We start from the raw sequence: 13,676 nt of genomic DNA, 5'->3' as shown, positions 1-13,676 counted from the left end.
ATTTCGCTTTTTTGTTTTTATTTATTCAACAAGAAATCTAAAACTTCTGCTGTAAAATCTTTTGGATTTTCGGCATGTAACCAATGTCCTGCATTTGCAATTTTCTTGATTTCCGCATTTGGAAAACGCTCTTTGATAATCATTTCATCTTCTGGCATAATGTAATTTGAATTTGCACCACCCAAAAATAAAGTTGGACCATCAAATTCTCCTTTCAATAATTCAGAACCAATCATCTCTTGGTAAAATTTCTCCAAAATAGCTAAATTGAATCGAAAAGCATATTTTCCATTATCGGCGTGATAAACGTTTTTCAACAAAAATTGTCGCACACCAATTTCAGGAATATATTGTTCTAAAGTCGTTTCTACATCTTTTCGAGTTTCAACTTGATCAAAATTGACAGATTTCAATGCTTTGAAAATCGCGTTATGATGAGGTTGATATGCTTTTGGTGCCATATCCGCCACAATCAAATGATCTAATCTATTTTGATGAATCATTGCAAAATCAATCACAATTCTTCCGCCAAGAGAATGTCCCAACAAATGTGCTTTTTCGATAGAATTTGTGTCCATATAATTCACGATATCTTGCGTCATCGCTGCTAAAGAAGAATCTTCGCTATGAAAGCTACGTCCATGATTGCGTAAATCAATCAAATGTGTCGTAAAATATTCACCAAAATGTTTTCCTAATGTGCTCCAATTATCCAATTGCCCGAATAATCCATGAAAAACCAACAAATGTTTTTCACCAGAACCGACAATTTTGCTATGTAAGATTTCTGTCATTTTTTACAAATTTGCTAATTCAATTTTACGTAAATACGCTTGTATCGTATTTTCTAAACCTAAATATAAAGCTTCAGAAATTAACGCGTGTCCAATAGAAACTTCTGCAATTGTTGGAATTTCGCGAATAAAATATTCAATATTGTCCAAACTCAAGTCGTGTCCAGCATTTACAGCCAAGCCGTTTTCAATTGCCAATTTAGCTGTTTCTTTATATGGATTGATTGCTTCAAGGTTTCCTAAACCATATTGCGTTGCAAATTCTTCTGTGTACAATTCGATTCGATCAGCACCAGTTTTTGCAGCACTTTCAATTAAAGCAGGATTTGGATCTAAGAAAATAGATGTTCTGATTCCAGCGTCTTTAAAGGTTTTAATCACATCAGTTAAATAATCAAAATGTTTGATTGTATCCCAACCAGCATTTGATGTAATCGCATCTTCTGCGTCAGGAACCAAGGTAACTTGTTCTGGTTTTGAGTTTAAAACCAATTCCATGAAACTATCAATCGGTTTTCCTTCAATATTAAATTCAGTTGTTACAACAGGTTTCAAATCGTACACATCTTGGTAACGAATATGACGTTCATCTGGACGTGGATGAATCGTAATTCCTTGTCCTCCGAATTCCTGAATTTTGATTGCCGCTTCTACAAGATTTGGCGTATTTCCACCACGTGCATTACGAATTGTGGCAATTTTATTTATATTAACACTTAATTTAGTCATGATTTTATATTATAATTTTTTTATATCAGAAAGCGAAATGCTTTGCATAATTTCTAAGTCAAATTTACGACAAGCTGTCAACAAATGATCGAAAATATCGGACTGAATTCTTTCAAATTCCAAATTGCTTGCCGAAGTTGTAAAACAACCAATTTCTAACGGCATTCCAAGTGGAGAAACAGGTAATTGTTTCACAATAATTGGATCATTTTGCGAAACAGTTTTCAAACTTTTTAAATAATGTTCAACATAAATTCTAAAAACACCAATATTGGTTAAATTTTTACCATTAATATCTAAATCAGAATTTTCAATGTTTTGATTATAGATGGAGATTTCGTGACGTTTTTGTTGAATATAATGATGAATTAAAGTAATATTTTCGAAACGATTTAACATTTCTTCGTTACAAAACTGAAACGAATTAACATTAAACGAAACCGAACGTTTTATTTGACGTGTTCCAGTCGCCAACATCGCCATATGATTGGTTACTTGCGACGAAACCAAATCCACAGTAGGAACCGTTGCAATAGATTTATCAAACTTCTCAATTTTCACCAAATTGATGTTAATTTCTTTTACTGTTCCTTCAATATCGCCCTTTGAAACGGTAATCCAATCGCCAACTTTTACAATTTTAGAATAGGAGATTTGCAAGCCAGAAACAAATCCGAAAATCGCATCACGAAAAATCAATAAAACAGCTGCAGTTAAAGCTCCGAGAACAGTAATAATTGTGTTTTTATCAACCGTAAACAAAATCATTATTCCAGAAATTATCGCAAAAAATGTGATAATAAACTTCAACATTTGCCCAAAAGTTCGCACTCCAATTGTGGTATAACTGTTTTCTTCGTTGTACACATCAATAATTGTATTGATAACTCGGAAAATAAGTTGCGTAAAAACGATTAATGAAATAAGTTGTGTAATGCGTTGAACAACATGAAAAATATTTCCTTCATTCTTGAACAAAATAACATTCATGCTTAATGCAAAACTGATTGGAATGAGATGAATAGCTGAAACAAAGACTTTGTTTTTGTACAAAAACTTCAACCAATCGTTTTCGGTGAAATTTTTCAGTTTTTTTAGAAGCGGAAGAATAATAGCTCTTAGCACAAAATCTAACACAAAAAGAATAGCTATCCAAGAGACAATTTCTAAGAAATTAAAAAGATTTTCAGACAAATCAATTTTGAAATATTGATTGAAAAAAAATTTTACACCATCAGAAAATTCTTCATAAAAAGATTTATCTTGCATAAGCTGTTAATTGAGTTTAAATAGATTTGTTTGTGCAAAGTTACAGTTTTAAAAATACTAAAATAATGGATAACGATAGTATACTAAATCTTATTAGTGGAATTTTATTGGTTGTTGGTTTGGTCGGAACTGTTTTGCCAGTTTTACCAGGAGCACCTTTGGCATTGGTCGGATTATTGGTTTTCAAATTCAGTGGGGATTGTAGTTACAATTGGGGAACGATAATTATTGCAGGACTTTTTGTGTTATTAGGTGCGCTTTTAGATTATTTATTACCAGCTTACATGACCAAAAAATTAGGTGGAACAAAATATGGAATTTGGGGATCTATTATCGGATTAATTATCGGATTATTTTTTCCACCAATTGGTTTTATCGTAGGTCCTTTTTTGGGAGCATTATTAGGCGAATTAATTTTTACTGCGGCTTCGCCTAAAGTTGCATTAAAATCTGCTTTCGGATCTTTTGTAGGATTTATTTTAACAACAGGTTACGACATTATATTAACGTTAATATTTATCGGAATATTTGTATATCAATTGATGAATTAATCAGATTAAATGGTTGAAATTAGGTCAATAAAAAAAAATGACCTATATTTGCAAAGAATTTAAAGGAATAAATGGAGGAGGGCTGGTTATAGCTCTCTTTTTCGTTGTATATGGATTCAAGTAAAGTAAAACAGCTGATAGACGAAGCAATTGCGGAAAATCCGTCATTGTTTCTTATCGATTGGAAAATCACTCCAGATAATAAAATTGTAATTTTAGCAGATGGAGACGAAGGTCTTTCAGTCGAAGAAATTGTAAGAATAAGCCGATATGTAGAACACAATCTTGATAGAGAAGAATGTGATTTTGCATTAGAGGTTTCCTCTCCGGGAGTAGGAAGTAACCTAACCATGCCACGCCAATTTGCCAAAAATGTAGGTAGAACTTTAGAAGCTACATTAAGCGACAAAGTGATGGAAGGCGAAATTGTAGAAGCCGATGAAGAAGGTGTCACAATTTTTTGGGAAGCGCGCGAACCAAAACCTGTAGGAAAAGGAAAAATTACAGTAGAACACGAAGAAAAAATAAATTACGCTGACATCAAGAAAGCGATTATAAAAGTCACCTTTTAAAAAAATTAAAGTTTAATGGACAATCTTGCATTAATTGAATCTTTTGGAGATTTTAAAGACGATAAGAACATCGACCGTATTACGCTGATGGCAATCTTAGAAGAAACCCTGAAAAGTGTTTTGAAAAAGAAATATGGTACAGATGATAACTTTGATATTATTGTAAATCCTGATAAAGGAGACTTAGAGATTTGGCATAACCGTATCGTTGTAGAAGACGGTTTTTCAGAAGACGACGCAACAGATATCGAATTATCTGAAGCACGTAAAATTGAGCCAGATTTTGAAGTAGGTGAAGAAGTATCGGAAAAAATTCCGATCGAAGCATTAGGTCGTCGTGCGATTTTAACATTACGCCAAACATTGGTTTCTAAAGTAATGGAGCATGATAACTCTAATTTATATGAGAAATTTAAAGGTTTAATTGGAGAAGTAGTTTCAGGAGAAATCCACTATGTACGTCACAAACAAGTGATTATTATGGATGACGAACAAAACGAAATGATTTTACCAAAAGAAAATCAAATACCATCAGATTTTTTCAGAAAAGGAGATACATTACGTGCAGTTGTAGATGACGTAAAATTAAGAGGAGCAAAACCTCAAATTATTTTATCTAGAACATCACCAAAATTCTTAGAGAAATTATTTGAACAAGAAATTCCAGAAATTTTAGACGGATTAATTACAATCAAAAATGTAGTTCGTATCCCTGGAGATAAAGCAAAAGTTGCAGTAGAATCTTACGACGATCGTATCGATCCAGTAGGAGCTTGTGTCGGAATGAAAGGATCTCGTATCCATTCAATTGTACGCGAATTACGTAACGAGAACATCGACGTAATCAACTACACAAACAACATGAGTTTGTTTATTCAACGCGCTTTAAGCCCAGCTAAAATTTCGAATATCGAAATTAATGAAGAAGAAAACAAAGCCTTAGTTTACGTAAATGCAGACGAAGTTTCGAAAGCAATTGGTAAAGGAGGTTACAATGTTCGTTTAGCTTCTAAATTAGTTGGAATGGAAATTGATATTTTCAGAGAAGGAGCCCAAGACGAAGACGTAGAATTATCAGAATTCTCAGACGAAATCGATGCATGGGTAATCGAAGCATTTAGTGCTATCGGGTTAGATACTGCCAAAAGTATTTTAGAACAAGATGTTGATGATTTAATTAAACGTACGGATCTAGAAGAAGAGACGATCTTAGACGTAATCCGTGTGTTAAAAGAAGAGTTTGAAGATTAATTCATTCTCAAGTCATAAACAATTCATACATTTGCAAACATTAAAATAAGAGATTAGCTTCATATGTCGGAAACAATAAGATTAAGTAAAGTATTAAAAGAATTAAATATATCAATAGATAGAGCTGTTGATTTTTTAGAAGGGAAGGGTACAACAGTAGAAAAAAATCCGAACTCTAAAATCGACGTGCCAACTTACGATATTTTAGTTAATGAGTTCCGATCTGATGCTAAACAAAAGCAAGCTTCCGGTGAAGTAGTCATTAACAAAATTTCAGATATCAAAGCCGCTGAGAAAAAAGAAGCAGAGGCAAAAGCTGCAACTGAAAAACCAGTAGAAAAGAAACCTGAAATCATTGAAACGACGAAAGTTGAATTGGAAGGACCAAAGACTGTTGGAAAAATAGACTTAGATGCTTTGAAACCTAAAGCCAAAGTAGAAAAACCTGCGGCAAAAGAAGAGGTGAAGAAAGAAGAAATCAAGAAAGAGGAGGCACCAAAAGCTGAACCTAAAACTGAATCAAAAGAGGAACCGAAAGGACCGAAAGTGATAAAAGTTATTGATCTTGATAAAATAAATAATACAGGTAAACCTAAAAAGCAAGATTCTCCAGCTCCTAAAAAAGAGCAAGCAGAACCTAAAAAGGCGGAAGCACCGAAGGCGGAAGTTAAAAAAGAGGTGAAGAAAGAAGAACCTAAAAAGGTGGAAGAGGTTAAAAAGCCTGAAATAAAAACGGAAGCGAAGCCTGAAGTGAAGAAAGAAGAAATTGAAGAAGTAGCAGCAGTTGAACCTCAAAAAATTGAAACTGTCTACACAAAATTAGATGGACCTAATTTTACAGGTGCAAAGATTGACTTATCTAAATTTGATAAGAAAAAAACTGACGATAAAAAAGGGAATCAAAAAGGTGCTAATAACGCTGCTGACAAGAAAAAGCGCAAACGTATCCAGAAAAACGTTAAACCAGAAGATGTAACAAAAGCTGGAGAAAACGGAGGAAACAATAATAATCGTCAAGGTGGTAACAACAACCACGGAGGAAATAATAATAACCGCCAAGGTGGTAATAACAACCATGGAGGAGGAAATAATAACAACCGTCAAGGAGGTCAAGGACAAGGAGGAAATCGCCCAGGAGGTCAAGGTGGAAATCGTCAAGGTGGTGGAAACTTTAGAGGTGGAAACAACCGTGGACCAAGAGTTCCTCAAGTAGAACTTTCTGACGAAGATGTTAAAAAACAAATTAAAGACACTTTAGATAAACTTACTAACAAAGGAAAAGGATCTAAAGGGGCTAAACACAGAAGAGACAAACGTAAAGAACGTCGTGAGTTTGCTGAGCAAGAGCAAGAAGCAATAGACATGGACAAAACTTTACATGTAACAGAATTTGTAACGGTTAACGAATTAGCTTCGTTAATGGATGTTTCTGTTACAGAAGTTATCTCTGCATGTATGTCATTGGGAATCATGGTTACCATGAACCAACGTCTTGAAGCGGATACAATTCAATTAGTTGCAGATGATTTCGGATTCGAAGCAGTATTTGCTAATGCTGAAGAAGAAATCTCAACTGAAGAAGAAGAAATCGATAACGAAGAAGATTTAGTAACTCGTGCGCCAATTGTAACTGTAATGGGACACGTTGACCATGGTAAAACATCTTTATTAGATTATATTCGTAAAGCAAACGTAATTGCTGGTGAGTCTGGAGGTATTACACAACACATTGGTGCGTATAACGTAACATTGCCAAGTGGTAAGCGTGTAGCGTTCTTAGATACACCAGGTCACGAGGCCTTTACAGCGATGCGTGCTCGTGGTGCTCAAGTAACGGATATTGCAATTATTGTAATTGCGGCCGATGACCAAATCATGCCACAAACACGTGAAGCAATTTCTCACGCTCAAGCAGCTGGAGTACCAATGGTATTCGCTATCAATAAGGTTGATAAACCAGCAGCTAACCCAGAAAAAGTAAAAGAGCAATTAGCTCAAATGAACTTATTAGTTGAAGACTGGGGTGGTACTTACCAATCTCAAGAAATCTCGGCTAAATCTGGTTTAGGAGTAGAAGATTTATTAGAAAAAGTATTATTAGAAGCTGAGGTATTAGACCTTAAAGCGAATCCAAAACGTAAAGCATCTGGTACAGTTGTAGAAGCTGCATTAGATAAAGGACGTGGATATGTTTCGACAATTATTGTACAAACAGGTACATTACACATCGGAGATTATGTATTAGCAGGATCTCACCATGGTAAAGTTCGTGCAATGTTAGATGAGCGTGGTAACAATATCAAAGTTGCTGGACCATCAACACCAGTTACGATATTAGGATTAGCGGGTGCGCCAACAGCAGGTGATAAGTTCAAAGTTTACGAAGATGAACGCGAAGCGAAACAAATTGCAACTCGTAGAGATCAATTACAACGTGAGCAAACTATTCGTACACAAAAACATATTACACTTGATGAGATTGGACGTCGTATTGCTTTAGGAGACTTCAAAGAGTTGAATATTATCTTGAAAGGGGACGTGGATGGTTCTGTAGAAGCATTGACAGACTCTTTACAAAAACTTTCGACAGAAGAAATTATTGTTAACATCTTACACAAAGGAGTTGGACAAATTACAGAATCTGACGTATTATTAGCTTCTGCTTCAGATGCGATTATTATTGGATTTAATGTTCGTCCTGGTGGATCTGCTCGTGATATTGCAGAAAAAGAAGAAGTTGAAATTAGAACTTACTCAATTATCTATGCTGCGATCGAAGAGATTAAAGAAGCGATGGAAGGTATGTTATCTCCAGAGTTGAAAGAGCAAGTAACTGGTAATATTGAAGTTCGTGAAACATTCAAAGTAACGAAAGTTGGTACTATTGCTGGATGTATGGTCTTAGACGGTAAAGTTTACAGAAACTCTAGTATTCGTATCATTCGTGACGGAGTTGTGATCCACGATGGTGAATTAGCTTCATTGAAACGTTTCAAAGATGACGTGAAAGAAGTTAGTAAAGGTTACGAATGTGGTCTTAACATCAAAAACTTCAATGATATTCAAGTAGGTGACATTATCGAAGCTTACGAAACTGTAGAGGTTAAAAAGAAATTGAAATAATCAATTCTCAACAAATATTTTAAAAGGAGCTCAATTTGAGCTCCTTTTTTTATGAAATTTTATTTAATAAAAATCAATACTCTACTTATTATATAGAATTATATTCTGTTATTAATTGTATTTTTAGAATAGATTTTTTGTTTAACATTAATTTAAAGTTTTCTTTTATTTTATTTAAAAACGACTTGTTTTATATTCTATAAAGTCTATAAATTTGCTAGACTTTAAAATTGTAAATATGAACAAGAAATTATACTCACTCAAAAAAATATTTTTTCTCACTGCTCTTTTTGGTGGAACATTTTTATTTGCCCAAACCAAAGTCACAGGTATGGTTGAAGATGTAAATGGACCAATCGATCAAGCAACGGTTAATGTAAAAGGAACGAATATCACGACAACAACAGATGTAGATGGTTTATATCAACTAACGTTAGAACCAGGGAAGTATGAAATTATTGTTTCAAAAATAGGTGAGCCAACAACGACGCAAACGATTAATGTGCTTGATGAAAATGAAGTTTCTTTAGATTTCTTTTTACAATCAATCAATTCGGAGACTGATCTTAGCGAAGTTGTTTTAATTGGTTCGCGCGCAGTCGGACGTACACAATTAGATTCTTCAACACCAGTTGATGTGATAGATATTAAAGAGGTTACAAAAGATGTAGGACAAGTTTCGTTAAATCAAATCTTAAATTATGTAGCACCATCTTTTAGCTCGAATACGCAAGTTATTTCTGACGGAACAGATCATATAGATCCTGCTTCTTTGCGCGGTTTAGGACCAGATCAAGTATTAGTTTTGATTAATGGAAAACGTCGTCATACAACATCATTGGTTAATATTAATGGTTCGTTTGGTAAAGGTTCTGTCGGTACAGATTTGAATGCAATACCAACTTCTGCAATTAAACGAATTGAAATTCTTCGAGATGGAGCCGCGGCTCAATATGGTTCTGATGCGATTGCAGGTGTGATTAATATTGTCTTGGAAGATTCGACAGATAAACTACGCGCGTCAATTTCGTATGGAGGAAATCTTTCGAAAAATGCAGAAGATAATTTTGATGGCGAAACTTTTCAAGCGAATGTGAATTATGGTGTAAAAGTTGGAGAAAAAGGAGGATTTGTAAATGTTGCAGGTTCTTACGACAAGCGTCAACCATTCAATCGTCAAAAAGAATTTACAGGAACAATTTTTTCAGATTATAATCGACCAGATTTATATCCAAATCCAACTGGAAAAGATATTACAGAGGAGGAATTAGCCCGCCGTGGAGAAACGCGTGCTGATTATGTTTCGCGTATTGGACAATCAAAAAATGAAGGAGGTGCGATTTTTATTAATTCACTTTTCCCAGTTTCAGATAAAACCGAAATTTATGCATTTGGAGGATTAAATTATCGTTTAGGAGAATCAGCAGCCTTTCGTCGTCAGCCTGCTCAGTTGCATCAAACTGTTGCGTCAATTTATCCAAATGGATTTTTACCATTGATTCAAACCAATAATTACGATCGCTCTTTAGCAGCGGGAATTCGTAGTGAAATTAACGGTTGGAAAGTTGATTTTTCGAACACATACGGAAATAATACCATCGATTTTGGAGTAAAAAATACAGTTAACGCATCGATGAAAGAATCTTCACCAACATCTTTTGAAGCTGGTGGATATCGTTTTACGCAGAATACAACCAACCTAGATTTTACGCGTTTTTTTGATGATGTTTTAGCTGGAATTAATGTCGCTTTTGGTGCAGAATTTCGTTATGAAAATTATCAAATTGTAGGAGGTGAAGAGTCATCTTATGCGAATTATGGTAAAGTTCGTCAAATTGGTGTAGACGGAAATGGAAAGCCAATTTATGTACAAGATTTTAATGGAAATATCAATACATTATTCGCTGTAAATGGTACTGCTTTAGCAGGTGGAGCGCAAGCTTTTCCAGGATTTTTACCAGCGAATGAAGTCAATGCAAATCGTCATTCTGTTGCGGCGTATTTAGATACTGAATTTAATTTTACGAAAGATTTCTTAGTGGCTGCTGCGTTACGTTATGAAGATTATTCAGATTTTGGTTCAACATTAAATGGAAAAATTTCGACTCGATACAAATTAGGAAACTATGTGTTGAGAGCCGCAGCAAGTACAGGATTTAGAGCGCCATCTTTACATCAATTATATTTTAGTGCAACATCAAGTTTATTCTTAGATGGAGCAATTTCTAATTCAGGAACTTTTACAAATGATAGTCGTGCTGCAAAATTATTAGGAATTCCACAATTGAACGAAGAAAAATCGAAATCAGTTTCGGCTGGAGCTACGGCAAATTGGGGAAAATTCAAATTGAGTGTTGACGGATATTTCATTAGAATTGATGACCGAATCATTTACACAGGATCTTTCACAGGAAGTAATGCAGCAAATGCATCAGCACAAGATAAAGAGATTTACGAATTATTGCAACAAGCAAATGCAACTTCAGCTCGTTTCTTCGCAAATGCAATTGATACCGAAACGAAAGGAATAGATGTTGTTTTGACGTATCAAGATCGTTTGGGAGCAGGAAAATTACGTGGAGATTTATCGGCGACTTTTAGCAAGACAAATGTTGTGGGTGATGTACATGCTTCCGATTTATTGAAAGGAAAAGAGTCTACTTATTTTGATCGTTCAAGTCGTATTTATTTAGAATCGGCTATACCTCGTACAAAAATTAATTTATCCATGAATTATTCATTGGATAAATGGAATGTTTACTTAAGAAACGTGTATTTTGGAGAAGTTGATGCAGCGACAAATACGGTGGCCGATTCGCAAACATTTAGCGGAAAAGTTGTAACAGATTTGAGTTTTGGTTATGCTTTCAACAAAAATATTTCGTTAACAATAGGAGCAAATAATTTGTTAGATATCTATCCTGATGAAACGAAAATTGGAGGAAATAGAGGAGCAGGATATTTTGTGTATTCACGTACTGGACAACAATTCGGAACAGGAGGACGCTTTGCTTTCGCTCGTTTATCATTAAGTTTATAATTTAAATAGTTTATATGTTTTACCAAATCTTTGTCGTAATTGATGAAGGTTTGGTATTTTTGTTTAAATCGATTTTATGAAAAAAATATCATTTATTATAGTTTCATTCTTCGCGATTATTCAGTTGAATGCGCAAGAATCTTACAAAAATGGAGCTGTTGTAACAGCTCATCCCGAAGCTTCAAAAGTTGGAGTTGAAATTCTAAAAAAAGGTGGAAATGCGATTGACGCTTCTATTGCAGTTCAGTTTGCGTTGGCGGTTGTTTATCCAAATGCAGGAAATATTGGTGGCGGTGGATTTTTGGTTTATCGTGATTCAAAAGGAAAGACCGATGCGTTAGATTATCGTGAAAAAGCACCTTTGAAAGCGAGTGAAGATATGTATTGGGACAAAAATGGAAATGCAATTACTGATCTTAGTTTGTATGGACAATTTGCTGCAGGAGTACCCGGAACAGTCGATGGAATGGTGAAAGCGCATGAAAAATATGGGAAATTAAATTGGAAAGAATTAGTTCAGCCAGCTATTAATTTAGCTCAAAAAGGATTTAAAATAACAAAACAACAAGCGAGCGAACTGACAAATAAGCATAATGATTTTGTAAAATATAATTCAAAAACGAATGCTTTAACGTCTAAATCATCTTGGAAAGAAGGAGATTTGTTGGTTCAAAAAGATTTAGCAAATACATTAAAATTAATTCAACAAAAAGGTCGTGCTGGTTTTTATGAAGGAAAAACAGCTGATTTAATAGTGAAAGAAATGAAACGTGGAAACGGAATTATTTCGCACGAAGATTTAAAAGAATATCAATCAGTTTGGAGAACGCCAGTTTCTGGAAATTATAAAGGTCTTAAAGTGATTTCGATGCCGCCGCCTTCAAGTGGAGGAATTGCATTGGTTTCGTTATTTCAATCAATCGAAGATTATCCAATTAATAAATGGGGATTTCAGGCAGATTCTACAATTCAAGTGATGGTAGAAGCAGAGCGTCGCGTTTATGCTGATCGCGCAGAGCATTTAGGTGATCCAGATTTTATAAAAGTTCCGCAAAAACAGTTGTTGGATAAAAGTTATAATGTGAATCGAATGAAAGATTTTTCGTTTGATAAAGCAACACCAAGTTCAGTAATCAAAGCGGGAGAAATAATCGGTAAAGAATCGATGGAAACGACGCATTATGTGATTGTTGATAAAGATGGAAATGCAGCTTCTGTAACCACAACTTTGAATAATTCGTACGGATCTTTGGTTGTTGTAGAAGGTGCAGGTTTTTTGTTGAATGATGAAATGGATGATTTTTCTGTAAAACCAGGTACACCAAATTTGTATGGTTTGGTTGGAGGAAAAGCCAATGCGATAGAGCCTTCGAAAAGAATGTTAAGCTCGATGACACCTTCGATTTTAGAGAAAGATGGTAAATTGTTTATGGTTGTGGGAACACCAGGTGGTTCTACAATTATTACGTCTGTTTTTCAAGCAATTTTGAATGTTGTTGATTTCGGAATGACTATGCAAGAAGCTGTTGCAGCACCAAGATTTCATCATCAATGGTTACCAGATCAAATCGATTATGAACCAAATGCAATTTCAGAAAACGTTCGCGAATCTTTAAAACAAAAAGGTTATACATTGAAAGAGCGTAAACCTTACGGACGTGTAGAAGGAATTTTGGTCAACACTGACGGAACATACCAAGCTGGTGCAGACCCAAGAGGAGATGACAAAGCAGTGGGATATTAAGAAATACAAAAGGAACTCGATTCGAGTTCCTTTTGTATTTTTAAGAGAAAACTTTATGATAAAACGTCTTTAATTTCTGGATTTTTATAGGACTGTCTCTTAAAGTGTGTAAGTTCAAAAATTAAGCTTGGGTTAGGTTCTACTTTTTAGAGTCTAACCCTTTCTTGATATAGGATTAAAAATTGATCAATAATAACTCCCCAGTTTCTTACTGGCATAGACCATTTTTTAGTTGCTTCTCTCACAGCCAAATATACGGATTTCATAACAGCTTCATCTGTAGGGAAGGATAATTTATTTTTAGTGTACTTCCTTATTTTACCGTTTAGATTCTCAATTAGATTGGTGGTATATATGATTTTCCTAATATCTACGGGGAGTTCAAAGAAAACCGTAAGGACTTCCCAGTTGATTTTCGAGCTTTGGATGGCATAAGAATATTAATGTTCCAACGTAGAAGCAAAATCGTTTAAAGTAGCTTCAGCAGCCTGTTTAGTTGGCGCGTTGGAGTTTTCTTTTATAGCAGCAGTAAACTGTTACTTTTCTTTCCAAACTACGTATTAAGAAGTATTACGAATATGACGTAATACAGATATTTGTGTT

General features: G+C 34.6%; 9 protein-coding genes and 1 pseudogene. 6 read left to right on the top strand and 4 right to left on the bottom strand.

What is annotated here, in order from left to right; genetic code table 11:
* Positions 1-17: 17 nt before the first annotated feature.
* Genes B4J88_RS04625 through B4J88_RS04615 form a run of 3 tightly spaced genes read right to left on the bottom strand, consistent with a single transcriptional unit; the run spans position 18 to position 2,792 of the window.
* Entirely contained in the window at positions 18-794 is a 777-nt protein-coding gene (locus B4J88_RS04625; protein WP_291066588.1) for an alpha/beta fold hydrolase, read from the bottom strand.
* Between the two features lie 3 nt (positions 795-797).
* Positions 798-1,523, bottom strand: coding sequence for a pyridoxine 5'-phosphate synthase (locus B4J88_RS04620; protein ID WP_038335044.1), 726 nt, complete (start codon positions 1,521-1,523; stop codon positions 798-800).
* Positions 1,524-1,532: 9 nt separating this feature from the next.
* Positions 1,533-2,792: a mechanosensitive ion channel family protein gene (locus B4J88_RS04615; protein ID WP_291066585.1), complete on the bottom strand. Its 1,260-nt coding sequence runs from the start codon at positions 2,790-2,792 to the stop codon at positions 1,533-1,535.
* 65 nt (positions 2,793-2,857) lie between these two features.
* On the opposite strand from B4J88_RS04615, the gene B4J88_RS04610 reads away from it, so the two are divergent.
* The 6 genes from B4J88_RS04610 (at position 2,858) to ggt (ending at position 13,073) form a co-directional block, all read left to right on the top strand.
* Positions 2,858-3,343, top strand: a complete 486-nt coding sequence (locus B4J88_RS04610) for a DUF456 domain-containing protein (RefSeq protein ID WP_125350498.1) — start codon at positions 2,858-2,860, stop codon at positions 3,341-3,343.
* A 110-nt stretch (positions 3,344-3,453) separates the two neighbouring features.
* On the top strand, positions 3,454-3,915 hold the full coding sequence (gene rimP, locus B4J88_RS04605; RefSeq protein WP_291066584.1) for a ribosome assembly cofactor RimP: 462 nt from the start codon (positions 3,454-3,456) through the stop codon (positions 3,913-3,915).
* A gap of 15 nt (positions 3,916-3,930) precedes the next feature.
* Positions 3,931-5,166, top strand: coding sequence for a transcription termination factor NusA (nusA, locus tag B4J88_RS04600; protein ID WP_038335048.1), 1,236 nt, complete (start codon positions 3,931-3,933; stop codon positions 5,164-5,166).
* Between the two features lie 63 nt (positions 5,167-5,229).
* Entirely contained in the window at positions 5,230-8,289 is a 3,060-nt protein-coding gene (infB, locus tag B4J88_RS04595) for a translation initiation factor IF-2 (protein ID WP_125350496.1), read from the top strand.
* Positions 8,290-8,527: 238 nt separating this feature from the next.
* Positions 8,528-11,329, top strand: a complete 2,802-nt coding sequence (locus B4J88_RS04590) for a TonB-dependent receptor (protein WP_291066581.1) — start codon at positions 8,528-8,530, stop codon at positions 11,327-11,329.
* A gap of 76 nt (positions 11,330-11,405) precedes the next feature.
* Positions 11,406-13,073: a gamma-glutamyltransferase gene (gene ggt, locus B4J88_RS04585; protein ID WP_291066579.1), complete on the top strand. Its 1,668-nt coding sequence runs from the start codon at positions 11,406-11,408 to the stop codon at positions 13,071-13,073.
* Positions 13,074-13,219: 146 nt separating this feature from the next.
* On the opposite strand, the pseudogene B4J88_RS04580 reads toward ggt, so the two are convergent.
* Positions 13,220-13,676 (bottom strand): annotated as a pseudogene (locus B4J88_RS04580) (transposase); the annotation flags it as partial.

It is taken from the genome of Empedobacter sp. UBA5036 (assembly GCF_002415215.1).
Lineage (GTDB): Bacteria > Bacteroidota > Bacteroidia > Flavobacteriales > Weeksellaceae > Empedobacter > Empedobacter falsenii_B.
The sequence above is the reverse complement of the archived record's forward strand: the minus strand, read 5'-3'. Positions and strand labels throughout refer to the sequence as shown.